We start from the raw sequence: 24869 nt of genomic DNA on the forward strand, positions 1-24869 counted from the left end.
ACCACAAACATATTGATGAAACAGGAGCGTTATTATGGATTTAATAAGAATACTGATTGCTATTTTACTACCACCTCTAGGTGTGTTCCTTCAAGTAGGCCTAGGCGGCGCGTTTTGGTTGAACATTCTGTTGACCTTGTTGGGCTATATCCCAGGTATTATCCACGCAGTTTGGATCATCGCTAAACGTTAATTCGTCAACATAACCTAAAGAGGCAAGCTGTAAAAATGCCCTTTAGGTGTGTAATTTCTACCCTTAATTAATCCTATTCACCCGCGTCCAGCGGGTGAATATTTTGTAACTCGGAGCGTAAGATGGCAACTCGTCGGCGTAAAACTGCGATAACCCTAATCAGTTTAGCGGTCATCTTAGTTGCGCTAAGACTGGTTGCTCCTTATGCAGTGCAAAAAGGCGTAAATTACGCCATCAAAACCACTCCAGGGTTAAGTGGTCAAGTAGGTGATGTAGATATTGCTTTATACCGCGGCGCCTATCAGGTCAAAGATATTGAACTTAACCTAGTGGACGGGGGCTTACAAAAGCCCCTTATTAGTATTCAGCAACTTGATATTTCCGTACTTTGGTCTGCGTTGTTTCGCGGCAGCATCGTCTCTGAAATGACATTCTTAAAGCCCCAGTTTTACTACGCAGATGATGTTCAGCAAAAAGAAAAAATCAATCAAGACGTGCAAGACGAGCAAACCTGGATAACGTTAGCAAATCGCCTTGTGCCCTTTTCTATTGACCGGATTGATATCATCGACGGCCGCTTGATGTTTGAAACCATCAGCGCACAGCGCAAAACCCTGACTGAAATCACAGATGTACATGGTCAAATTACAAATTTAACCAACAGCAAGCAGCGCTCTGGAACACTGGTAACAAACCTCGTGCTAGATGCAGAAATTGCTGGGGTCTGCCCATTAGCGGTTTCGGGCTCTTACGACCCTTACGCCAGCAAGCCAACCTTTAACGTAGATGTAGAAATGCAGCGTTTACCGGTGAAACACATCGACCACCTCATCAGCTTTTACTCACCCTTTGACTTAGAGGCAGGGCAAATTGATTTTGCGATGGAGTTTGCTTCAAAGCAGGGGGACGTTAGCGGCTATGTGAAGGCCGGGGTATATGATTTATCGGTGTTTGACTGGCAAGAAGACGTGGTTAAAGATGGTGACAACCCATTCCAGTGGTTGTTTGAGGCCACCACTGGCGGTATCGCTGAGCTGTTTGAAGGCGGAACGAAAGATCTTATTGCCACTCGCGTGCCCCTTGAAGGCAAGATAGATGACATTCAAACACCGCTTTGGCCTGCGATAGGGGCTATTATTAAAAATGCATTCATTAAGTCTCTTGATATTAAAGTTGATAAAGTGGTGTCTTTGCCCGCATCGGCAAAAAAAAATAATATGCCCAAGCGATTGTCTGTTTACACTACAACTTAAACGTCTAGGTTAAAAACAACCTGGTTCTACTGATAGCCAATGACTTAAACCGAGAGCGAAGATGTTTACCACCTTGATAATTTCAACCAGTTTTTTAGTACTGCTAACGTTTCTACCACTTTTCCCCAGTGACCATTGGACTATACGAGTCTGGGAGTTTCCTAGATTACAAATAGCGGTGTTGCTGATCATTAACCTGTTAGTAATAGGCGGCTTCTATCACCAAAATCTGTCATATATGGCAGGCATGTTGGTGACGAATTTTGTTGCATTGGCTTATCAAATTCACTGGATCTTGCCCTACACGCCGATTGTGCAACCCATGGTTCCTATGAATGATTCTGCGGATCCGAAGCGCAGTATTAAAATTATCAATTCAAATGTATTGATGATAAATCACGATGCCCCCAAGCTTCTCAAGCTGGTGGACCAGGAAAAGCCACATATTTTAGTCACCCTTGAAACTAATCAGTGGTGGCAAGATGCCTTGTCTCCATTGCATGATGATTATCCCTATCGGGTGAATTTCCCGTTGGAAAACCTTTACGGTATGCATGTGTTCAGTCGCTTGCCCCTGAGTGATATCAAAACCGCTGAGCGAGTAGAAAAAGGCGTGCCCTCAGTACATTGCATTGCGACCCTAGAAAGTGGCGAAAAAATACGTTGCCATTTTGTGCATCCAGCCCCTCCAAGCCCCACAGAAAATGAAGAAGCCACTGAGCGTGACAGAGAGTTACTTGGCCTTGCTAAAGAAATAGCAAGTGCAGACAGCGAAACGGCCTTACCTATTATCGTCAGCGGCGATTTAAACGACGTGGCATGGTCGCCCACTACGCAAGCATTTCTGCGCATAAGTGGCATGTGCGATCCGCGCATTGGTCGTGGCGCTTTTAACACTTTTCATGCGCAGCACGTTTTAGCGCGTTGGCCTTTAGACCATGTATTTCACAGTAAGGACTTTGAGCTGGTGAATTTATCGCGTTTGCCAGAAATAGGCTCTGACCACTTTCCGTTACTGACCGAACTGTGCCTCAAATAAGAACTTCAGCGGCGAGTTAACGTTCGGAAACTTGTTCCTTTTCGAATTGTAAATATTTCAATATTTAGTTACACACCAAATCAGTTTTTTTTAACGCTAACCTTAAAAATACATATAAATCAGTGTTTTAAGGTTTTTTATTGGTGTGGCACGATTAGCGCATTAACTCATTCGACATTCAGATTTGAATACAGTATTGAATACTAAGGAGATTACTATGTTGGGTTGGGCATTAACGTTTTTAATTATCGCAATCTTGGCTGGTGTAATGGGTTTTGGTGGAATAGCCGGAACTGCAGCAGGAATTGCAAAAATCATTTTCTTTGTATTTTTAGTGCTATTGGTACTATCGTTGGTAGCAAATGCTATCCGCGGTAAAGGCCCCAAAGTCTAGATTTACAGCACACAAATTTACTTATAACTAACGACACGGAGATTCATTATGAACTTACTTAAAAAATTTACTCTTTTAGCCATGGTTTTCAGTTCACTTACACTAGTAACTGCTTGTAACGACAACAATGCAGAGAATGCAGGTGAAAAAGTCGACGAAATGATGACTGACACAGGCAATGCAATCGAAGACGCGTGTGAAGATGTAAAAGAAGGCGCAGGCGCTGAAGACAACGATTGTTAATTTACTTGAGTAGATGAACAAATTGATTTAATGGAAAGGGGTGCTTGCACCCCTTTTTTGATGCATATACTAATATAACGACCTCACCAGACGTTGCACCTAAATGTGAAGCTGAATAGGCGAAAGCGCGACAGAGGTTGTCAAACCATAGGCTAATAGAGCCTAGGAGTGTGCAAAATGTTGATGCAAATCACTATCGTGTTTTTAATTATCGCAGTCGGTGCCATTGTTGCCTTGTCGGGTGCAATGAGCGGCGGCTTTCTTACTACTTTTTTTATCGCATTTGGGCTTTTTGTGGTCGTAGCCCTAGGCGCAGCAATGGTGGCAGCAAAAAAGAAAAATACAAACAATCAGTAACCGCTGGGGCGGGTAAATGGCCGGAGCGGGTTAAAAGCTCGGCCGCCGATAATCGCTCCAGCGTATCAAAAGCCCAGAACGACAAAGACGCAGCTCTGTTTGGCGCTCGGTAACCTCTCATCAAAATAGGTACACATTGGATGTCAGTACATATGAACACACGGATCATCACGCTATGGGAAACCATCCGTACTAGCTTTTGGTTCGTGCCATCAATTATGGCGCTTATTGCCATTGGGTTGTCGCAAGCTGGCCTCGCTTTTGACCGTTTCGGCGCTGACAGTGAGTTAGAGATACTCGCCGATTTCTATCAGACCACCCCTGAATCAGCCCGCGCTTTGTTAACGACCATTGCTACCGCCATGATAACGGTAACCAGCATTGCCTTTTCGATTACTGTTGTGGCATTGACTTTAGCCTCTTCGCAATTCGGCCCTCGGCTTATTCGAAACTTTATGATGGATACAGGCACCCAATGTGTATTGGGCTTTTTCTTGTCTACGTTCATTTATTGCCTACTGATTATCCAGGCCACCAAGTCTTTTGAGCAACAAGAATTCGTACCTGGCATCAGCATTCTGACCTCTGTGATACTGGCAATCGTCGGGGTAGGGGTATTGATTTATTTCATTCATCATGTGGCAAGGGCAATTCAAGCTGACAACGTTATTGATAACGTTTATCGTGAGCTTAACGACATCATTGAACGTTTATTCCCGAAAATTGAAGAGCAAGATGAGGTTGATACAACTGCAGAACAGGGCGTCAACACACCTCCAGATTTCACCCAAATTTACCTTAATAGCCAAGATATCGAATCAGCGAGCAGCGGATACGTGCAAACTCTCGACATGGGCCAGCTGCGTGCCTTAAGCGAAAATAGTGATATGGCGCTGAGCGTACAATACATGCCAGGGGATTTTGTGGTGCGGGGCTCTGTGCTCGTCACCGCCTATTTCAATGGTGCAACCCTGCCATGTGAGTCACAAAAAATTGCCGAGCTGGTGCGCCTAGGCTCTCATCGGACACCCGTGCAAGATGTAGAGTTTGCTATTCGACAATTAGTTGAAATTGCAGTAAGAGCATTATCTCCCGGTATTAACGACCCGTACTCAGCTGTTACCGTGGTAGACAAGCTTAGCGCAGTGCTGTGCACCTTGACTGATAAACCGTTTCCCCCTTCGACATATGAGGATGTCCAAGGAATTATTCGGCTTCAATGTAAGCCGGTTGCTTTCACAGGACTAGGTGAGGCGGCATTTAATCAGATCCGCCAATATTCCAAAGGTAGCTTAGCGGTCACTATTCGGTTATTGGAAGGGCTAAGCAGTATTTTGCGTTTTAGTCGCAGCCCAGAGCATAAACAGTTCGTTCGTCAACAGGCTGCTATGATCGAACAAATTCAAAGCAGTTCAAAGCTAGGAGAGCGCGATTGGCAGGATATAAAGCGCCGCTTAGATGACATTAAGCGCAATCTAGACAGTGACAACAACTAATTGAGCGTGACATTAATTAGCAGAGCATTATGAGGGGTAGGTAGTCAGTAATGGCTGCAAATAGCGTTGAAAATATTTCATGTTAATTTGCTTCGTCTCACATTACTCATTATTTATTCTATACATATCAACTGGTTACTTTGTGGCATGGTATTCGAATAGATTAGTCCACATGCTCACTGCGTTTACTTGCAATAAGTTAACGCCATCAACAGAAGGACTCATTTATGCACTCTTTAACACTACCTACGCCGGGGTTCGGTACATACCGCTTAAAAGGTGATGACGCCAAACTGGCGGTAGAGAACGCGCTTGATGTGGGTTACCGTCACATTGATACCGCACAAGCTTATGAAAATGAAGCAGAAGTCGGCGATGCCATTTCCGCCTCTAAGATCCCTAGAGGTGAGCTTTTCGTCACCACTAAGGTGTGGTTTGATAACCTCAGTGCCGACAAATTCATCACCAGCGTGCAAAACAGCCTGACTCAGCTCAATACGGACTATGTGGATCTGCTACTTATTCACTGGCCGTCACCCGACAACAAGGTGCCTATGGAAGAATATCTGCACGAGCTAAAGGCCTGTAAAGAGCGAGGTTTAACTGAACATATTGGCGTATCTAACTTTACCCAAAGCCAGCTCGATCAGGCGCTGTCTATTTTAGGTAAAGATCATATTCTGACTAACCAAATAGAAGTGCACCCTCATTTTCAAAATAAAGAACTAGTGGCTTACTGCCAACGTAACAATATTCAGGTTACAGCTTATATGCCCTTAGGAGTGGGTAAAGTGATGGAAAACGATGTGTTAAATGATATCGCCAGTGCCCACGATACAACACCATCCGCAGTTACCTTAGCGTGGTTAAGTCATAAGAAAATCGTGGCGATCCCTTCATCTACAAATGTGAACCACATGCGTGACAACCTCACTGCCAAGCAGATGATGTTAACCGCCGAAGAGATCGAGAAAATCGATGCGATTGAACCGCAAGAACGCATTGTTGACCCTGATTTCGCACCGGACTGGTAAGAGAAAACAATATGCAAGTACCGTTAATCCTAATTACAGCCTAGGGCTATTGAAGCGGTAGTTCAATTGCACCAGCGCCTCTGCCTCTTGTGAGTCAGAGGCGTTTTTATGTGTGTAGCGGTTGTACTTTTATCATTTGAGCGCAAACCAAGACAGCACTTACACGCATTATAAATCGCAATATTATTGAAGAACTATTTACAACTCTCTGGTAAGAATTTTCACGAGTGAATCAGATGAAATCTATCTTTATTAACACAAAACCCTTATTTATCAACATTTTATTTGATTGGCATTGAACTAGCATTAACCACTGTGAATCTTAAAAAGGAGATATTTATGAAAAATTCAATCATTTCAGTATTAGTAGCCGCAACACTTGGTACAGCTTCTCTAGCTGCGAATGCAGAGAATACTTGGAAGGATACAGCGAGCGATGCCTGGATAGACGGCAAAGCAGAAACAACATTAATGCTTAACGGCAACCTCGACTCGTTTGACATCAACACCGATGTCAAAAACGGCAAAGTCACCCTAACCGGTAAGGTTGACCGTGAAGTAGATAAAGCTTTAGCAACCGAGCTTGTGATGTCGCTTGATGGCGTCAAAGACGTAGATAACCAATTAACGGTTATCGAAGAGCTAGATGAAGAACAAGACGGCGAAGTTATGCAGACCCTTAACGATGCAAAAATTGAAACGGTTGTGAAGACCCGCTTAATGTTTGAATCAGAAGTCAGTGGCATGGACATCGAAGTCGAATCAAAAATGGGTGAAGTTACCCTTTCAGGCATGGTAGAAAGCGACGCTGAGCGTCAATTGGCGATTAAAATCGCTGAAAATACCAACGACGTGAAAACCGTTGTTGATATGCTTAAAACAGCTGAACAAGGCGGTAACGCATAATATTTGCGCCACGCAAGCTAGTTGAAAACACCTGCTACGGCGGGTGTTTTTGTTTGTACCCTATGATGGCATGGAGCTATTTGCACCCGAGATCTGCTTTGCCCTTTTCGTTGGCGTTTATTCGTACCATCCTCTAGCAGTTGTTTTGCCATTGTCGAATAAATACTTTGCAAAAGTCATCAACATCGCAATACAACTCAACTAAATTCCTCATGCCTGTTACTTGTTTAAATCAGATGTTTTTTGGTCGAAAGATAGATCGTATCTTTGTTTGGATAAGAAAAAACAGATCGGCATATTTTGTATTGTACGATATGAATTTTATGAACTTAAGGGAGTTAATCTCCTTGTTCGTATAATGTTAAACGATGCGTTGAACTCTATGAGCACTCACTTTAAAGCCACCAGGGGCAAGGAGTTTGTTGAGTACTGATAGGCGGGGATCGGTGTTGCCTTTTTCTACATCTCGTAGGGTTTTGTCAGATATTTTTATAAATTTAGCGTATTGAGTTTGGGTCATGCCGTATAGGTTGGTGCGGATCTGCTTTATCGCTTCTCCAAGTGAAATGACATTATTTGCTAAGTTTTCTTCGATTTTAGCTAAGGCTTCTTTGCGTTGCTCAGCGGTTAAATTAGCCATGGTAGACTCCCATTTCAGCTAGTTTGGTTTTTATATTGTGAAAGCCAATTGCTGGAAAGTTTAATATTTCCTCAGGGCAATTTAATTGCTCAAGTAATTCTGGTAACTCGATTAGTTTTAGGGCTAGTTGTTTCAAATAGTCAATTAATACTGCAGGTTGGCAAAAATCCCCTAACTCGTTGGCTACTTGCTCAAAGTTAACTTGTCCACCATTTTCGCAGTTTCGTTTCCATTTAAATAAGCGAGTTATCATTTCTAGATCGGCCTTCATTGGCGCAAAGTCGTAAATTGGAGCAAAGCGAATATCGCCATCAAATTTCAAGAACGAAATATTACGACCATGGTTGTCTGAATTACCAAATACTAAATTTAAAAAGTCTCTTACTACGTATTGCTTAGCAAATTCAGCAGCACTCATTTGAGTGGTATCTTGTATACGATCCCACACCTCTCTCATGACGGTAAAATGATCATGATGGCTACCAGGAACAGCATTGATGATGGAGTAAATGCTTTCTAAACCAATACGAGTTGCTATGCCATTTTCGCTGCGAACATCAAATCTAGGTAGCCATAAACTTACTTGGCCTTGGTGCTCCAAAATTTTCATTTTTGCAACGTCGATAGTTTCAATGTTTGTGCCTTTAAGTATATGGGTTAAGGCTTGGTAGTAGATGCCCTCAGTTTTTAAAATGCTGTTGTCTCTGGCTGTACGAGTATTTCTGGCAAATTTTGTTAAGTAGGGCACTGCTCTCAGTGGCTTACCTGCAAAGTCGGCATCGATGTAGACTTGATCTTCTTCAAGCATTAATAACAATTTAGGTGCTACTCCACCCGCTCCTGTGGCGCCACCAACAGCCGCTCCATGTTCATTGGCGTATTCTAAAAAGTTATGCTGAAGCTGAATGACATCATTGATAGAAAAGCGGATTTTCGTGTCGTCATTACTTGAAAGTACTGATTCTTTAATGCGCAAGTTGCCTACCGGAGACATGCAGGCATTGGTTAATAAAGCATAGTTTTGCTCAAAGTCACCTGAGCGGCTTACATTGAGGTACTGTAACCACCAATCTCTTGATTTACCCACGGGTAATATATCGTCTAATAAGGCCGGCCAGTTTGGATAATCAGTAGGGATAATGCTAATAGGGGCATTCACCGTGCACGCCCAGCAGTCTTTAACCTCATAACTAGCTACAGCTGCAATATATTCTGAGTAGTAACTGAGCGCTGCCGTGGCACTTAGTTTATTACCTGCGAAGCTAAGTGTGGCTGCATCCCACCACTTGCCCTGGTTAAATAATTGAAGTGTGACATTTTGCATGTAGTAGCCAGCAGTTTGTTACCGTTAATACTTTAATAATAACAGCTAAACGGTAGAGTTCTACTGTTTATGCTCGGTTTCTTATGAATAAACGGTAGTAAACTTTTGTTTCATAACGATTTCACCTACGTGTGTCTGTGAGTTTGTAAGAAGAGTACGAAAGTATTCCATATCTACTCAGCTTGAATAATGTGCGTGAAACGTTCGATAGGTGAAAGCGGTAATCTATTACCGTAAAAAAGCACAATACTCATATTTAAACGGTAGGGTGCTACCGTTTGTACATCGAGTAATCCTTATTATCTTTAGATAATAAGTCGCTAAAATGTATCGTCATTCCCGTAGTTGTGTCTTTTTGTGGTAATTAATTTAACCTATGCAATGGGTTTTATCTTATGCTAAAACACCTCCTCTAACGAGAGAGGGAACTTCAAATATTTATACCTGTATTTCTAAAACTGTGTCCTTCTCTTGTCGCCACTCTCAAAACATAAGGACATGCTTTGAAAACATTAGCGCTGCTGCTTCCTTTTTTATCTTTAAATTGCTTCGCAGAGGAAGAAAACCACGATAAAGGTTTTTCAATTGGCTTAGGTTTAGGTTCGATGTACACCGGCATCGGGGGAAACCTGTCGTTAATGTCTGAATATGATTTGAAGTATGTTTCTATCGGTTGTGTTGAATACAGTTCTCGTTTTGGCTCAACTTGCGGGTTTGGAGCGGGTTGGACTAAAACAGACTTATTCGACTTCGATTCTAATAAGCATGGTTTTGGCGTTTATATAAGTTTGGTGGGTCATGAGTCTTATGTGGGTTACACGTCGACGACCGAAGGGGTAAAGGCGTATTTTCATGACGATGACATCTATGGTGCTGGTATCAGCTATACCTACTTCATGAATGGTATAAACCAAAGTGGGACAACTTTCGGTGCTTCAATTCACGCTACTAATGCAAGCGTTGAATCAAAATATGGCGGCTTCCTTCAAGTTGGTTACCAGTTTTAATAGGAGTGCGTGAGTATGGCAGTAAGAGTCGCGCAACAAATGTAAAATACGCAAGTTCAAAATTAAGGTGTAACAGCGGGATCAGATACATCGAAACTAATTTTTGTGACAGAAACCCTCGGCTAATAGAGGCATTTTTCATACAAGGTAGTTTATGCAAATAAAAAAATTATTCATCCTAGCGATATCCTTTACATTAGGGAGTTGCTCAACGCTTCCCTTCAAACAACAAGTTGCAGAAGAAGCGATATTTTATGGCCTTGGGATTGACCCTGGTCATAGCAAAGGGCAGTGTAATCTTATTCGAAGTCGATGTGACAAAGTCGGCTATTCACAGTGGGAAAATAACGATGGAGAGACCCATTGCTCCTGCAAAGAAAACTAAAAATAATGCCAAAACCGAGCGAAAAGCAAGTGGCCTACATGATGCTTTCGTTTGTTTTACCTTTAATGAACTTTAGAGGATTAACCGTGAAATACATATTATTAATCAGCCTTTTGGCAGCTGTGCTTACGGGTTGCAGTGTTACGGGTGATTCGAAAGATATCGCTGATTGCTGGGACGTTGCTGATAAACGAGGTGTCGATAAAGGTAGAGCCTTAGATTCAACCTATAATTCCTGTGTTGACTCCAGAGCAAAGGTTCGCCATGAGAAAGATCGCAGCGATACAGCAGCGATTTGGTTAGATTTTCTGTTTGGTTCTTCGAAAGACTGAGTTCGCTAACAGAATCAATAAATTGGGCAGAGTAGGTTCAAAGCTCACTCTAGCCCTACTTTTTCTCTTTCCTCTTCTCTTATTCGTGCAACCAACCCTGCAATATTGAAAGCTTCCAGTTATCCCTCCCTGTAACGCTCCAGCCAGCCAGATATCACTATTTGGCGTTTTGAACGCGCGCTATTTGCTCATCTGCAAACGGCAGATGCTCGGTTTTTATCCAGACCCGTGCGCCGGTTCTACCGGCTTTAGCTTTAAATTGACTGCCTACGGGCAGGCGCAGCCAGCTGTGCTTTTCTAGGTTGTCGTTACCTTCACTCATATCGCCCGCAAGCACTAGGGCCTCAAGGCCTTTGCTGGCTTCAAGTTCAAGCACGCTGTCGGGCGCTAATTCATACACGCTGACTGCTTCGTACTCATCACGATAGAGTACTTTGCTTACTACGCCTGTCGCGGGCGCGGTGAATTCAGATGATGGTGTGATGTCATCTGCTCTGGCAGATATGTTCACTTGTAATCTGTCATCAGGGTTGAATTGCCATAACTTGACGAAAATTACACAGCCTTCATCAGAGCCAGGTTTATGTGACGATTGAGGCGGGTTGCGAACATAGGAGCCTGCAGGAAAGTCACCATGCTGATCTTGAAACACGCCCTCAAGAACGATGAATTCTTCGCCGCCGGTATGCACATGAGGCGAAAATTCACTGCCTGGTGCATAGCGCACTATGGTGGTTGCCCGGGCGACTTCATTGCCGACGCGGTCTAGCGGTCTACGGTCAACCCCTGGCATCGGTGAAGCTAGCCAAGGTTGCTGTTGGCTGTGAACAACCACACGCTGGCTAAAATCAGCATTAATATTCATATTTAGGCTCCTATTCTTGCATCAATCATATAGTTGTTAGCGTATTAAGCCGCGATACTCGGGCGCTTAGCTACTCGGTCGTGCCATGCTTGTAGGTGCGCTAAGTTAGTAGGAATACCGACATTACAAAAACCACCGAATACTAAGCCACACCACAGGGTAATGTCGGCCACAGTAAATGCCTCACCCGCTACATAGCTTTGTTCGGCCAATACACTGTCAAAATAAGCTAAACCTGCTATTGCACGTGCATGTTGTTTTTGACCCCAATCACTATTTTGATACGTCTCTAACTCAGGGCCTAAACCGTCGGTTGCATGATGAAAGTAAGTGGCGATAGCGTCAAGCACTTGGGTTTCAGCGCGACGCTGCATCATGCTGATTACTGCACGCTCTTTGGCGGTTTCACCTGTCAATGAAGGGCCAGCAAAATGGTGATCAATGTATTCGGTGATCGCTGGGGATTCAGAGATATAAGTGCCGTCGTCTAGTTCAAGCACGGGCACGCCGGCAAAGGGGTTTTTACGTAAAAAGGCTGCATTTCTGTGCTCAGCATTCATTAAGTCTACTGGTTTAAAAGTAGCGCTATCAAGGGCGTTTTTCTCGGCTAATGCGATACGTACGCGAAGCGGGTTAGGGAAGTTTTCAACGTCATATATGATCATGGCTATCTCTTTGTTATTTATTACAGTTTGTTAAAGGCTTAATCACTTTGGGTGCTCTCGGGCTACTGAGACTGATGCTACTCATATTAGTTATATGAATTACATTAATCTACCTACTGATAGGTAGTTATAGTGATCGAACCGATACCTGTCAACTACTTTAGGTTTATCTTGTTCTACAAAAAAACACGATACGCTCTAAGTTTAGAGTTTTTATCTATTTAATTCAGTTGTTTACAATGCCGTTGCGGGGATTACTGACGTGTTCCTTTTTTAGATAGTATAAGCGGGCTAACCTCAAGAACCAGATTAGCGAAGTACATATTAATCTGGTTATTTGCACAAATAACGGTGTTTAACCGATTATAGGGAGCCACCAGCTCAATTAGTCTTTAGCGACTTGTACCTATGTATCTACTGATAGATAATGTGAAAAATAGGAGCACTTATGAGCAAGAAACAACTTTTACTCAAGGCCGCTGAAGCCAAAGTAAGAACCGGTGGTTACAACAACTTTAGCTTTCGCGAATTGGCCGACGAAATCGGCATTAAAAGCTCAAGTGTGCATTATCACTTCCCTACAAAAGCGGACTTAGGCGCTGAATTGGCGCGTCAATATACAGACAATTTCTTGACCAATTTAGGGGCGCCAGAAGCGCTTATTGCTGAGGGTAAAAAACCTATTGAGGTGTATTTACAACAATTTCAGTGTGCCCTAACTGAAGACAAAAAAATGTGCCTTTGTGGCTTGCTAGGTGCTGAAACCGACGCTTTACCCGAGAAGGTAAAAGCGCAAACGCAGCGATTCTTTGAGCAAAATATTAACTGGTTAACCCAAGCTTATCAGCAAGTCGATGGCATTAGCGAGCAAGCAGCTAATGGCCAAGCTATTGCGACCCTATCTTTGCTTGAGGGGGCGATGCTAGTGAGTAAAGCAATGAACGACACCGCGATTTTTGCCACGGCGAGTGCAGGGTTATTAATCAAACGATAATGATGACATTCGCTGTGTAGCAATAAAATCATCATTGACACCTTCGCTAGCAGGAGAGTCGGTCGCAAACATAAATTCAAATCCGTTAACATCACCGAGCTAGCAATTCAATTAACTCTGTCGTTATTCCTTACACCCAATATTATTGTTGTTTTCGATAAAGTATTTTGTAATTGATGATATTTTTGCAAGTAAAATAAAGGAGCATAATCCGCCGTAAATTCATTGCTTAAAGCGTTTTTGCTTACAGAGCATCCTCAGAATCACTACGGAGTTACATTATGCCACTTGCTTTATGGGCCTTAACACTAAGTGCCTTCGCTATTGGTACCACCGAATTTGTTATTGTCGGGCTGGTACCTACTATCGCTCAAGACCTGAGCGTATCACTACCTTCTGCTGGCTTATTAGTTAGTTTGTACGCCTTAGGTGTTGCCATTGGTGCACCAGTGCTAACCGCTTTAACCGGTCGCTGGAATCGCAAAGTCGTATTGCTTGCGCTTATGTCCCTGTTTATTGGGGGCAATATACTGGCGTGGTTAGCACCTAGCTATGAGTCTCTGATTGCCGCGCGTATTCTAACGGGGTTAGCCCACGGAGTATTCTTTTCGATAGGTTCAACTATTGCGACTAGCCTGGTCAGCAAAGACAAAGAAGCCAGCGCGATCGCTATTATGTTCACGGGTTTGACCGTTGCTTTAGTGACAGGAGTGCCATTAGGTACTTGGATCGGGCAAATGTTCGGATGGCGTGCAACGTTTTTAATTGTCGCTTTACTCGGATTAGTTGCACTGATAGGTAGCGCAATACTGTTGCCAAATAAGCTGAAAAAATCTGCTCCAGCCACAATTGCTCAGCAATTGAAAGTACTGACTCAGCCACGATTACTCTTGGTGTACGCTATGACAGCAGTGGGTTATGGCGGCACATTTGTCGCCTTTACCTACCTTGCACCTATGCTGCAACAAGTGTCAGGCTTTTCGGCTAGTGCCATAAGCTTAATACTCTTGGTATACGGGGTGTCAGTGGCATTTGGCAATATCTGGGGGGGGAAGCTTGCAGATAAACACGGCCCAGTGAAAGCCTTGCAGTTTATTTTCGCAGCGCTGGCAGTGGTGCTGTTTATTTTTACCTTTACCGCAGGCAACCCAATTACTGCCGTACTAACCGTATTGGTCTGGGGAGCGTTCGCATTTGGTAACGTGCCAGGCTTGCAGGTTTACGTGGTGCAACTGGCCGAAAAGCACTCACCAAACGCGGTAGATGTAGCTTCAGGGCTAAACATTGCAGCGTTTAATGTGGGTATTGCTATAGGCTCGATTATCGGTGGTAGCGTGGTAGAAAACATGCAACTTACTGATACCCCTTGGATAGGTGGGTTGATCGTTGTGTTTGCATGGCTACTAACGTCGTGGTCGGGCTCGCTTGATAAGAAGCAACCTCCAGCGACTCAAGCGCAAGCAATGTAAAATAAATAGCAGTCGTACAAAAGCCGGAGTTCGCTCCGGCTTTTGTGTTGCGAAACTCACAACGGAGCCCCTAGCGGTTTCTATGTTAAATAACGCTGATCCCGCCACCGAATGCTCGGTAAATATCCACTAATCGATTAAAACTTTGTTGCTCGAGTAAGGCAAGTTGATCTCGGCTTTGCAGGGCATCACGTTGGGCTTCTAATAATTCAAGAAACTCACCGCTGCCTGCCTCGAAACGTTGGCGTGCTAATGTCATCGCTCTTTCACTAGCTTGCCATTGGTGTTCAGTGCTTTGCTGTTGCTGGCGGCTAAAGTTATAGCTTTGCAGTGAAAATTGCATGTCAGCAAGGGCATCAAACACTTGTTGTTCAAACTGTGCTAAGGCGATCTCAGAGCTGGCCTTGGCTTGACCAATACGCGCCTTAACCGAAGCTAAATCAGCTGCTTGCCAACTGATTGTAGGGGCGACACTCCAACTTTTTGTATTACCACCGAGTGTTAATCCTGGGCCAGACAAAAAGCCTAGGAAACCACTGACCGATACATTCGGGTACAAATCAGCGGTGGCTACACCAATGCGCGCAGTGCTGGCCGCTAATGCACGCTCTGAGCTTGCCACATCAGCTCGATAGCGTAAGTAGTTTTCCCCAGGTATGAGTGCCACAGGTTGCGTTAACTGAGGCAAATCTGGCTCAGCGTTAAGGGAGAGCTCGCCAGGCTTTTTGGCCAATAGCGCTGAGAGCGTAGCATCGGCACGAGCCAGCAAGGTACGCATTTGCGGTACTGTGGCTTCAACCTCGAAAACTTGGGCATCAATACGCGCCATTTCTAACTCAGAGGCAAACCCAGCTTGGTAACGTGCTTTTACAATCGTGTGGGTTTGGCGTAAGTTCGCTAAGTTTTGCTCGGCTACTCTCAGGCGGAACTGGGCACCGCGATAGTCACCATAGCTAGAGGCTACCTGGCTGATAATTTGTAGTTGAGCGTCATGCCACAAAATATCGGCTTGCTCAGCTTCAGCCAGCGATGCCTCAATGGCTCGGCGTACCTTGCCGAACAAGTCCACATCCCAGGTTAAGTTGGCACCTGTGTTGTAACCTCGGGCAATCGTGTCATCGTCAGCCTTAAGCACAGTCTGATTTTTCGATGCTGAATAACCCGCATTTAGCGTACCCTTTGGCAGCAAGTCATTTTGACTGTCACGAAAGATGGAGTAAGCCCGTAGAACGTTAGCTTGAGCTTGAAACAAGGTACGGTTTTCTTTAAGCGCTTCATCAATTAAATGATTTAGGTCTTCGTCACCGAAGGCTTGCCACCAGTTAGTTAGCTTTTCCGCTTTCTCGTATGTGCTGGCTAGTTCGACATTATTCGCTTTAGTAGGGGCCTGATAATCAGGACCCACAGCACAGGCACTAAGGGTAGCTATAAATGCTGCGAGTGTGCCGATTTTCAAGATATTACCCATGGTCAGCCTCCTGTTGGGCAGTGTTTACTAGAGTTGTGTCGTTGGATTGGCGTTCGCCGCGTTTAGCGAGCACGTAGTAAAATAATGGGGTGAGTAGTAGGCCAAATACGGTGACACCTATCATCCCTGAGAACACTGCAATGCCCATGGCTTGGCGCATCTCAGCACCAGCGCCACTTGAGAACACCATAGGCACCACACCCATGATGAACGCAATAGAGGTCATTAGTATCGGGCGTAGTCGCAAGCGACCGGCTTCAAGGATCGCCTCATAAGCGGTTCTGCCTTCGTCTTGCAATTCTTTGGCGAACTCGACAATTAAAATGGCATTCTTGGTTGCCAGCCCCACCAGCACAATAAAGCCAATTTGGGTGAATATGTTGTTGTCACCCCCGGCGATAAGCACGCCGCTCAATGCTGATAGTAGCGTCATTGGGATGATCAAAATGATTGCCAAAGGTAGGCTCAAACTTTCATATTGTGCGGCTAACACCATGAACACCAACAAGATAATTAACGGGAAGATGTACATACCCGCATTGCCTGCCAGTATTTGTTGATAGGTCAACTCGGTCCACTCGTAAGTCATGCCATTAGGCAGCGTTTCCGCTAATATTCTCTCAATCGCAGCCTGTGCTTCACCCGAACTATAGCCAGGTGCAGCGCCACCATTAATCTCAGCCGTGGTAAAACCGTTGTAATGCATTACGCGGTCCGGGCCTGCAGTGTTATTCACGTTAATGAATGAGCCAATTGGCACCATATCACCATTGTTGTTACGCACTTTTAGCTGAGCAATCTGCTCAGGGGTTTGTCTGAATTGCTCATCCGCTTGTACATTGACTTGATACGTGCGGCCAAACTGGTTGAAGTCATTGGCGTATACTGAGCCCATATATCCTTGCAAGGTACTGAACAGCTCATCTAGCGAAACAGATTGTTGCTTGGCCTTGGTGCGGTCAATATCTACATCTAGCTGTGGCACATTGATTTGGTAACTTGAGAACACACCCGCTAACTCAGGTGTCGCCCATGCTTTTTGCATCACCTGCATAGTAATTTTATATAGCTCATCGTAACCGTAATTTGCCCGGTCTTGGATTTGCAGTCTAAATCCCCCTATAGTGCCCAAACCTTGTACAGGCGGTGGCGGGAAAATAGCGATGTACGCATCCTCAATCGCCGCAAATTTTTGGTTAAGCTCAGCAGCAATAGCGCCCGCTGAAAGTGAGGGGTCTTTACGGTCTGCGAAGTCATCAAGAGGGGTAAATACAATGCCGCTGTTCGTGCTATTGGTAAAACCGTTAATACTCAAACCAGGGAAAGCCACGGAATGGGCAACGCCGGGTTGCTCAAGGGCAATACGCGACATCTCTTTGATCACTTCTTCAGTGCGATCAAGCGAAGCGGCATCAGGCAATTGGGCAAATGCCACCAAATATTGCTTGTCTTGACCAGGCACATACCCTGTTGGCGTGGTGGTGAACTGCAACCCAGTTACACCTACCAAGGCAACGTAAATCACACCGACGAGCAAGCCAAAGCGCAGTACTTTTTTGACCACCCAGCCGTAACCGTCTGATAAACGCGCAAAGAAGCGGTTAAACGGGTTAAACAACCAACCGCCTAGGAGTTTGTCCATTCCACGGGTGAGGGCGTCTTTCTTGCTATCGTGGCCTTTAAGTAGCAAAGCTGACAAGGCAGGGCTTAGGGTGAGCGAGTTGATCGCCGAGATAAAGGTCGAAATTGTGATAGTCAGCGCGAATTGCTTGTAAAACTGACCAGTCAAACCAGACATGAACGCCGTTGGAATAAACACTGCTGCCAATACCAAAGTGGTGGCAACGATGGGGCCTGTTACTTCTTTCATCGCTTTTTGTGTTGCAGCAACTGGCGATAAACCATCTGCGATATTTCGTTCGACGTTTTCTACCACCACTATGGCGTCATCCACAACTATGCCAATGGCGAGTACCAAGCCAAATAGCGATAAAGCGTTAAGTGAGAAGCCCAGTAAGTGCATGAATGCGAAGGTGCCCACTAACGATACGGGGACCGCTACTAAAGGAATGATTGAGGCACGCCACGTTTGCAAAAATAGCACGACAACCAATACAACGAGCAGCACTGCTTCAAGTAGTGTTTTCATCACAGCTTCAATCGAGCCGCGAACAAATACCGTTGGGTCGTAAACAATGTCGTAACTCAAGCCTTCTGGAAAGGTTTTTGATAGCTCGGCCATTTTATTACGTACGTCATCAGAAATTTGAATAGCGTTAGAACCCGATGCTTGAAACACAGGCATGGCGACGGCATCTTGATTGTCCAGCATCGAGCGCAGCGCATAAGTTGATGCACCTAGCTCCACACGCGCTACATCTTTTAGGCGACTAATTTGCCCCTGTTCGCCTACTTTGATGATGATGTCTTCAAATTCTTGCACGTCGGTCAATCGACCTTTGACATTAATAAGCAGTTGAAAGTCGCTATCGCCACTGGGCTGAGCGCCTAAACTACCGGCAGCAGCCTGCTGATTTTGCTCGCGTATAGCGGCAATAATATTAGCGGGAGATAAACTAAGTGCCGCGACCTTGTTCGGATCTAACCATACCCGCATGCTGTAATCGCCAGCGCCAAATATGCGAACTTGCCCGACACCTTCAATCCTTGCTAATTCGTCTTTGACGTTGAGCACCGCATAGTTTGACAAGTAAAGCATGTCGTATCGTTCATCAGGTGAGGTTAAATGCACCACCATGGTTAAGTCAGGCGATGACTTTTCGGTGACTATCCCCAAACGTTGTACCTCTTCAGGTAAACGGGGCTTGGCTCGCTCTACTCGGCTTTGTACTTGGGTTTGGGCTAAATCCACATCACTGCCTATCGCGAACGTGATAGTGAGGGTCATACGACCATCCGATGTGGCCTGAGAAGACATGTACAACATGTTTTCTACACCATTTATTTCTTGTTCAAGTGGTGAAGCAACGGTTTCAGCAATCACCTTGGGGTTGGCTCCCGGGTAATTAGCGGTAACCACCACTGTAGGAGGAACAACTTCTGGATACTCTGTTATGGGCAGTAGCCATACTGATATGGCTCCTACGATAAAGAAAATCAGCGAGATAACCCCCGCAAATATTGGGCGGCGTATAAAAAACTGCGAAAACATGGTTGGCCCCTTAGCCGCGTTCTGCGAATGATTCGTTGGCTTGTGCCGTCAATGCATTGCTAGTTTGGTCGAGTGATTTTTGTTGTTGACGAAGTGCAGTCAGGGCTTCTTGAGTTGTCATATCAACGACATTCGGTTGAACTTGCATGTTCGGACGCACGCGCTGTAAGCCATTAACAACTATAGTGTCATCAGGGGATAAACCATCAGTCACTATGCGTAAACCGTTGATTTTCTCGCCTAAAACGACGTTACGGTATTCCAATCGGTTGTCTTGGTTGACGACCAGCACAAACTTTCTGTTGAGATCAGTACCGATGGCTTTTTCATCAATCAAAATACCTTGATATGAGTTACTGCCAATCAGTTTTACCCGAGCAAATAATCCAGGCAGTAAGGTATGTGCATCATTGGCGAAAGTCGCGCGAATACGAATAGTGCCGGTCTGCTGATTGACTGCGTTATCAACAAAATCGATATTGCCGGTATGAGAGAAATTCGCGTCGTTGGCTAGTGCCATATAAACAGGGTTACCTGTTGTGTCGCGCGTATCAGAGCGTTGGCCTGATTCTGCCAATTGGGCGTACTTTAAGTAAGTTTGCTCGTCTACATCAAAGTAGGCGTACATTTTATCCATCGACACTAAGCTCGTAAGCTGACTTTGCCCAGCATTGACGAAGTTACCTTCGGTGATAAGCGCATATGATACGCGCCCAGCAATTGGCGCAGTGACTTGGGTGTAAGACAAGTCTAATTCGGCGCGCTCTAGTGCAGCTGATACCGAGGCAACTGTAGCGGTAGTTTGTTGTTTGCGCGCTAATCGACCGTCCAAAATTTCAATGGAAACAGCGCGTTGTTCGCTAAGTGTTTTGGCGCGTTCGAAATCATTTTGCGCCTGAACAGATGCACTTTTTGCACTTTGTAATTCTGCTTTGAGGCGATCAACTTCTGCTTTAAATGGGCGTGCGTCAATCTGAAATAAAACATCACCCTTGGCAACAACAGCACCTTCATCAAACAACACTTTTTCGATATAACCTGATACACGTGGCATGAGCGTGACGGTTTGTGGTGCCTGTAAGCGGCCGGTGAATTCGTCCCACTCGGTTATGCGCTCATTTACCACTTGTGCCACGCTGACTTGAGGTGCAATAAGGGCCGCAGGTTGGTTTGACGTATCTGGATTGCCACAAGCGACCAACACAACGCTGGCGATCCCGCCTAGTACCCAATTTTTGAAGGTGTGTTTTGTACTCATGAGATTTATGTCCTTTGATTTAACCTGATTAAAAATGTTGTTCTTAATAAACGTTGCTATTTATGTACTGGTCGGTAAGAATATAGATGAACAGTATTTAGTCAATCTATTTTTATACCGATCGGTAAGTTATTTTGGTTCTATTTAATATCAGTTTTTTATAGCCGCCACCAACGCGCTGGCATGTACTTGAGAAAAGCAGTGAGATTTGAACTTTGTGCAGACGAGAGTGCCTAACCACACGATACATAATACGCGGGCAAACGAGTTATCTGAATGTCGAAAACTTCAGTAATCTTGCCTGATCCTGCACATTGATTGTGCTACTTGTATTGTACTAAAGAGTATATAACCCCATATAGACAGGGGTTAATTACCTGTTTACTATGTGAGCATATTTACATCAGGAGCTAAATAATGAGTGCTGTTAGTTGTACTGCCGCAGTGGGTAGGCCACGGGCTTTTGACATGCAAACTGCGCTTGAAAAAGCGTTAGACGTATTCTGGACCAAAGGGTACGACGGTGCCTCTTTGTCTGACTTGACCAGTGCAATGGGGATTAATAAACCCAGTTTGTATTCTGCATTTGGCAACAAAGAGCAGCTGTTTTTAAAGGCTATCGAGTTTTATGAAAGTCGCCCGTGTGGTTTTTTCAAACCTGCGTTAGAGCAGCCCACTGCTTATGAGGTCGCTGAATGTATGTTGTTAGGCGCGGCGAAAAGTATGTCAGATACATCTCACCCTCAGGGGTGCGTGATGGTACAAGGCGCTCTATCATGTAGTGAAGCTGCCGCTGGCGTCAAAGAAGTACTTATTGACCGCCGTCAACAGAGTGAATCAGAAGTACGTGACCGTTTCGAACTTGCAAAAAACCAAGGTGACTTATCAAAGGATGAAGATTCAGAAGCATTGGCTCGTTATTTATGTACTGTGATCAATGGTATTGCTATTCAAGCCAGCAGCGGGGCAACTGAAAAGCAATTAGTGGATGTGGCCCACATGGCGTTAAAGAGTTTCCCCCGTAATTCGTAGCTCACACTCTTCATTCGTATCTATATGCCTATTCCATACCTTTGAATAGGCAATACTCCTCTTGTTACCACTTCAAATTTTAGTGCCTCTTGGGTCAATCTTAGTCAATATGACTGATGTACTTAAAATCGATTAATATCGGATATATTGCAGCTAACGTCGGCTAAAAATCAGGTAAGCGAACAATGTAGTTATTGCCAGTTTTCAACGGTTGGTTTATCTCAATTTTAGGCTGCCTTTTCATCATATAAATTATGTTAATTTATAGAGAAACAGAGGGCTGCAAAGATGTTAATTACTTTGGCTTGTAGGTATAATCAATGTCAGTTCAAGTCGCGAAAAACGAACACGTTTGATTAAGTGTCATAGGCGATATTTCGCTTACAGTTTTATTCAAGCGAAGAAAATGCAGCTAGTATGCAAAGGGGTATAATACCGACGTGTTCGGTGTCCTTTAATACGTTTCTCGTCAAATCAATTTTATACGATTTTTATACGGAAGAAAGTTATGAAGATAGTTTGCGTTGGTGAAATGCTCATCGATTTTGTGTGTACAGATACCAACAAAGGTTTGGTCAACGGCGTTAATTACGTGAAAAAATCCGGTGGGGCACCGGCCAATGTGGCTGCCTGTATTGGTAAGTTAGGAGGCGATGCCGTTTTAGTCGGCTCTGTAGGCAATGACCCCTTCGGTGAGTTTTTAATTAACGAAGTTAAAGGGTACGGCGTAAATACCGATCAAGTGGCTTCATTATCTTCATCGACTACTCTAGCGTTTGTATCATTAGGGGATAACGGCGAGCGTGAATTTGCCTTTAACCGCGGTGCTGATGAACAACTCAGTCTCGATGATTCAACCATTAATGCTTTGTTAGAAGATTCAATCTTGCATCTTGGTTCAGCCACAGCCTTACTGGGCGGTGAGTTAGGGGATAGCTATTTACGCTTGGCTGAGCAAGGGAAGAAAAATGGCAACGTTATTTGTTTCGACCCAAATTACCGCGTGGATTTGTGGCGCGGCCGTGATGCCGAATTTAGAGAAATCTGTAATACCTACTTCGCTTTAGCAGACATGGTTAAAGTCAGTGATGAAGAGCTAGTTTTGTTGTCACAGCAAGACGATATGGCAGCAGGGTGCCAGTATTTTCATGACCTAGGTGTGAAGGTGGTATTAGTGACGCTTGGTCCAGAAGGCTGTTTAATTTCACAAAACGGCCAGCAGTATATTGTGCCGGCGTATGAAATTAACGCGGTTGACACCACAGGCGCAGGTGACTCGTTTATTGGTGCTATCTTGTTCCAAATGGCCAATAGCCAGCCTGGGGACAACTTTTTCCAAGATGAATTTAAAGGGTTTATCGAGTTTGCTGGTAAAGTCAGTGGCTTAGTGTGCGCCAAAATTGGTGCAATGACGGCGCTGCCCACCTTACCTGAAGTTAATGCCATGACGTTCGTGGTTAAAAAGAAGTAATCAATAAACTTTAGCTTCAAGGTATCACACATTAGAAAGGGACCAAATGGTCCCTTTTTTGTACCCACATTCTAGGCTGTGATCTGTGTTTGCGTTGAAGTTTGGTGCTTTGAGTGAAGCTAGCCAAGCCGTGCGCTAATCGATACTTAATAAACGCTCTGCGGTGTATTCGTTGGTGATCAAGGAATTGACCAGTTTTGAGCGCAGCGCGCCTAAAATGGAATACACTTTTTCTTCGCCCGCAGCCAATGCAAATACTAATTTATCAGATCCGACAATAAGCGGAGTACTGGCGACACGCTCGTTTATAGCGCAGTCGAGTAATTTACCGTTTTTATCAAATACCCAGCTGATCATTTCACCCACAGCCCCGCCCGCTTGTAACTCATCTAATTCTTTGGGAGTTACAAAGCCGTCGAGATGTAACGGTGAATTCGCGCCTAAATTACCCACGCCAACAAAGGTTACGTCAGCTTGCTGAGCCAATTGCATGTTTTGCGAGATGTGCGGCATGGCATGTAACTGATTCTTTGCTTTAACGGTTTCAGGTAACACCGGCAGCGGCATGGGGTAATGTTTAGCGTTCACCCGCTCAGCCATGCGAACTACTACATCATAAGGGGAGGCTGAACCGTCTGATGCCATATTACCCAATAGCGCTACAACCTTATGATCAGGACAATTCAAAGGGGCGAGTTCATCAACACACGCACGAAGCACTCGCCCGGTGCCCATAGCCAGTGTTTTTGGCTGTTCAGATTTTAAATGGCGTTCAATCTCGTTCGCGCCTGCCTGAGCTAAGCCCACCGTTGATGAGGGGTCACTAGGGTCGCTAGGCACCACTTCGCATGATTGCAAACCAAAGCGACTGGCAATTTTGTCGGCTAAATCCATACATTTTGCAATGGGGTGATCCAAACGTACCTTTACTAACTTTTCGCTAACAGATAAGGCAACCATGCGCTGGGCTGATTGACGTGATACCCCTAGCTTTTTGGCAATTTCATCTTGGGTATTTCCGGCAACGTAGTACATCCAGCCAGCGCGTGCGGCATCATCTAATCGTCTGTTTTCGGCGTTGGAAAGCTTAACCACGGTTACCTCTCGATTTCATTGTGTTTGTTAATGCAGGGGCGAGTGAATACAGGTCTTGCCATTGGCTAATGGTCGTTACATCGTCAGATAATGGGTCGACGGCTCTGCGCCAAGGCCCCATGTGACTGGCACCGGCAAAACGGATTACCTGCATGTTAGCCGCTTTTGCAGCCTGCACGCCCGCGGGTGAGTCTTCAATAACTAGGCAGTGCTGGGTATCAACGCCCATGTTTTTAGCGGCATGCAAGAATAAATCTGGCGCGGGTTTGCCGTTTTCTACTTGTGAGGCGGTGAAAATATGCGGAGCAAAGTAGCGCTCCAACCCCGTGACTGACATGGCATGTCCTACACGAGTTGGTGAACTGCTCGTGGCAATGCAGCGCGGCACCGCTAGGGCATCGAGCATATCAGTTAACCCTGAGGTAGGTTGCAGCTCAGCAGTGAAGGCAGCGATCAAAGCTTTTTGATATTCGGGGCGAAAAGTAGCAGGCAAGGAGACATCAAAGTCTTGGTATATTTTGGCGGTGACGTGTTCAAAACTATGACCAAGAAAATGGGTTTCAAAGTAGCTATCGGTGATATCAACGCCTAGATTGCTAAGTAAAATCAGTAGCTCGCGTTTACTTAAGCCTTCACTATCAATCAATACGCCATCGCAATCGAAAATAACCAATTGTATGTCAGCTAATTCGGGTAATGCTTGTTTTACGTCCATTATTATTACCACTATCGTTGATTCAATATTAATGCCTGTTTTGCTACTTTTTAGAGCTCCGC

At 44.8% G+C, this 24869-nt stretch carries 25 protein-coding genes and 1 pseudogene; 16 read left to right on the top strand and 10 right to left on the bottom strand.

The window, feature by feature from the left end; translation table 11 throughout:
* Positions 1 to 34: 34 nt before the first annotated feature.
* From GMES_RS22130 to GMES_RS05245, 9 genes are all read left to right on the top strand, one after another.
* Positions 35 to 193, top strand: coding sequence for a YqaE/Pmp3 family membrane protein (locus GMES_RS22130; protein WP_006991541.1), 159 nt, complete (start codon positions 35 to 37; stop codon positions 191 to 193).
* 122 nt (positions 194 to 315) lie between these two features.
* Positions 316 to 1446, top strand: a complete 1131-nt coding sequence (locus tag GMES_RS05210) for a DUF748 domain-containing protein (RefSeq protein WP_006991542.1) — start codon at positions 316 to 318, stop codon at positions 1444 to 1446.
* A gap of 61 nt (positions 1447 to 1507) precedes the next feature.
* Positions 1508 to 2485, top strand: coding sequence for an endonuclease/exonuclease/phosphatase family protein (locus GMES_RS05215; protein WP_006991543.1), 978 nt, complete (start codon positions 1508 to 1510; stop codon positions 2483 to 2485).
* Between the two features lie 217 nt (positions 2486 to 2702).
* Positions 2703 to 2879: a DUF1328 domain-containing protein gene (locus GMES_RS22135; protein WP_006991544.1), complete on the top strand. Its 177-nt coding sequence runs from the start codon at positions 2703 to 2705 to the stop codon at positions 2877 to 2879.
* 48 nt (positions 2880 to 2927) lie between these two features.
* Complete coding sequence (locus GMES_RS05225; RefSeq protein ID WP_006991545.1) at positions 2928 to 3122, top strand: hypothetical protein; 195 nt, start codon at positions 2928 to 2930, stop codon at positions 3120 to 3122.
* A 177-nt stretch (positions 3123 to 3299) separates the two neighbouring features.
* Positions 3300 to 3479 (top strand): hypothetical protein, encoded by a 180-nt coding sequence (locus GMES_RS05230; RefSeq protein ID WP_006991546.1) that lies wholly within the window; start codon positions 3300 to 3302, stop codon positions 3477 to 3479.
* Positions 3480 to 3619: 140 nt separating this feature from the next.
* Complete coding sequence (locus tag GMES_RS05235) at positions 3620 to 4975, top strand: DUF2254 domain-containing protein (RefSeq protein WP_226990251.1); 1356 nt, start codon at positions 3620 to 3622, stop codon at positions 4973 to 4975.
* A gap of 227 nt (positions 4976 to 5202) precedes the next feature.
* Positions 5203 to 6009, top strand: a complete 807-nt coding sequence (gene dkgB / locus GMES_RS05240) for a 2,5-didehydrogluconate reductase DkgB (protein ID WP_006991548.1) — start codon at positions 5203 to 5205, stop codon at positions 6007 to 6009.
* A 339-nt stretch (positions 6010 to 6348) separates the two neighbouring features.
* Positions 6349 to 6915 carry a BON domain-containing protein gene (locus GMES_RS05245; RefSeq protein ID WP_006991549.1) on the top strand — a complete coding sequence of 189 codons (567 nt, stop codon included), beginning with the start codon at positions 6349 to 6351 and terminating at the stop codon, positions 6913 to 6915.
* A gap of 98 nt (positions 6916 to 7013) precedes the next feature.
* Here GMES_RS05245 and GMES_RS22780 read toward each other — a convergent pair.
* The 3 genes and pseudogenes from GMES_RS22780 to GMES_RS05255 all read right to left on the bottom strand — a co-directional run.
* Positions 7014 to 7129: pseudogene (locus tag GMES_RS22780) on the bottom strand (IS982 family transposase); the annotation flags it as partial.
* A gap of 147 nt (positions 7130 to 7276) precedes the next feature.
* Positions 7277 to 7555 carry a helix-turn-helix transcriptional regulator gene (locus GMES_RS05250; RefSeq protein WP_006991550.1) on the bottom strand — a complete coding sequence of 93 codons (279 nt, stop codon included), beginning with the start codon at positions 7553 to 7555 and terminating at the stop codon, positions 7277 to 7279.
* Complete coding sequence (locus tag GMES_RS05255) at positions 7548 to 8879, bottom strand: HipA domain-containing protein (RefSeq protein ID WP_006991551.1); 1332 nt, start codon at positions 8877 to 8879, stop codon at positions 7548 to 7550. The genes GMES_RS05250 and GMES_RS05255 overlap by 8 nt, the downstream gene beginning before the upstream one ends.
* A gap of 503 nt (positions 8880 to 9382) precedes the next feature.
* Here GMES_RS05255 and GMES_RS05260 point away from each other — a divergent pair.
* From GMES_RS05260 to GMES_RS05270, 3 genes are all read left to right on the top strand, one after another.
* Entirely contained in the window at positions 9383 to 9886 is a 504-nt protein-coding gene (locus GMES_RS05260; RefSeq protein WP_006991552.1) for a hypothetical protein, read from the top strand.
* 154 nt (positions 9887 to 10040) lie between these two features.
* Positions 10041 to 10271 (top strand): hypothetical protein, encoded by a 231-nt coding sequence (locus GMES_RS05265; protein WP_039986670.1) that lies wholly within the window; start codon positions 10041 to 10043, stop codon positions 10269 to 10271.
* Positions 10272 to 10357: 86 nt separating this feature from the next.
* Entirely contained in the window at positions 10358 to 10603 is a 246-nt protein-coding gene (locus tag GMES_RS05270) for a hypothetical protein (RefSeq protein WP_226990252.1), read from the top strand.
* 157 nt (positions 10604 to 10760) lie between these two features.
* Here GMES_RS05270 and GMES_RS05275 read toward each other — a convergent pair whose 3' ends face one another.
* On the bottom strand, positions 10761 to 11468 hold the full coding sequence (locus GMES_RS05275) for a cupin domain-containing protein (protein WP_006991554.1): 708 nt from the start codon (positions 11466 to 11468) through the stop codon (positions 10761 to 10763).
* Positions 11469 to 11512: 44 nt separating this feature from the next.
* On the bottom strand, positions 11513 to 12133 hold the full coding sequence (locus tag GMES_RS05280; RefSeq protein ID WP_006991555.1) for a glutathione S-transferase family protein: 621 nt from the start codon (positions 12131 to 12133) through the stop codon (positions 11513 to 11515).
* 448 nt (positions 12134 to 12581) lie between these two features.
* Here GMES_RS05280 and GMES_RS05285 point away from each other — a divergent pair, with 448 nt between their 5' ends.
* Both GMES_RS05285 and GMES_RS05290 read left to right on the top strand, forming a co-directional pair.
* Positions 12582 to 13127: a TetR/AcrR family transcriptional regulator gene (locus GMES_RS05285; protein WP_006991556.1), complete on the top strand. Its 546-nt coding sequence runs from the start codon at positions 12582 to 12584 to the stop codon at positions 13125 to 13127.
* A 281-nt stretch (positions 13128 to 13408) separates the two neighbouring features.
* On the top strand, positions 13409 to 14596 hold the full coding sequence (locus GMES_RS05290; RefSeq protein WP_006991557.1) for an MFS transporter: 1188 nt from the start codon (positions 13409 to 13411) through the stop codon (positions 14594 to 14596).
* Between the two features lie 85 nt (positions 14597 to 14681).
* Here the strand turns inward: GMES_RS05290 and GMES_RS05295 are convergent, their stop codons facing one another.
* From GMES_RS05295 to GMES_RS05305, 3 genes are read right to left on the bottom strand one after another with little or no spacing between them, the layout of a single operon-like run.
* The gene (locus GMES_RS05295; protein ID WP_006991558.1) at positions 14682 to 16064 is read right to left on the bottom strand and encodes an efflux transporter outer membrane subunit; all 1383 of its coding nucleotides are present in this window, start codon (positions 16062 to 16064) and stop codon (positions 14682 to 14684) included.
* Entirely contained in the window at positions 16057 to 19236 is a 3180-nt protein-coding gene (locus GMES_RS05300; protein WP_006991559.1) for an efflux RND transporter permease subunit, read from the bottom strand. Before GMES_RS05300 ends, GMES_RS05295 begins: the two co-directional genes overlap by 8 nt.
* A gap of 10 nt (positions 19237 to 19246) precedes the next feature.
* Positions 19247 to 20494 (bottom strand): efflux RND transporter periplasmic adaptor subunit, encoded by a 1248-nt coding sequence (locus tag GMES_RS05305; RefSeq protein ID WP_006991560.1) that lies wholly within the window; start codon positions 20492 to 20494, stop codon positions 19247 to 19249.
* Positions 20495 to 20911: 417 nt separating this feature from the next.
* Here GMES_RS05305 and GMES_RS05310 point away from each other — a divergent pair, with 417 nt between their 5' ends.
* Both GMES_RS05310 and GMES_RS05315 read left to right on the top strand, forming a co-directional pair.
* Positions 20912 to 21526: a TetR/AcrR family transcriptional regulator gene (locus GMES_RS05310; protein WP_006991562.1), complete on the top strand. Its 615-nt coding sequence runs from the start codon at positions 20912 to 20914 to the stop codon at positions 21524 to 21526.
* Between the two features lie 508 nt (positions 21527 to 22034).
* The gene (locus GMES_RS05315; RefSeq protein WP_006991563.1) at positions 22035 to 22997 is read left to right on the top strand and encodes a carbohydrate kinase family protein; all 963 of its coding nucleotides are present in this window, start codon (positions 22035 to 22037) and stop codon (positions 22995 to 22997) included.
* Between the two features lie 135 nt (positions 22998 to 23132).
* Here GMES_RS05315 and GMES_RS05320 read toward each other — a convergent pair whose 3' ends face one another.
* A complete protein-coding gene (locus GMES_RS05320) occupies positions 23133 to 24092 on the bottom strand; it encodes a sugar-binding transcriptional regulator (RefSeq protein ID WP_006991564.1) in 960 nt (319 codons plus the stop codon).
* Positions 24085 to 24807 (bottom strand): HAD family hydrolase, encoded by a 723-nt coding sequence (locus tag GMES_RS05325; protein WP_006991565.1) that lies wholly within the window; start codon positions 24805 to 24807, stop codon positions 24085 to 24087. The genes GMES_RS05320 and GMES_RS05325 overlap by 8 nt, the downstream gene beginning before the upstream one ends.
* Positions 24808 to 24869: the final 62 nt, after the last annotated feature.

Origin of the sequence: Paraglaciecola mesophila KMM 241, from assembly GCF_000315015.1 — a bacterium.
Taxonomy (GTDB): domain Bacteria; phylum Pseudomonadota; class Gammaproteobacteria; order Enterobacterales; family Alteromonadaceae; genus Paraglaciecola; species Paraglaciecola mesophila.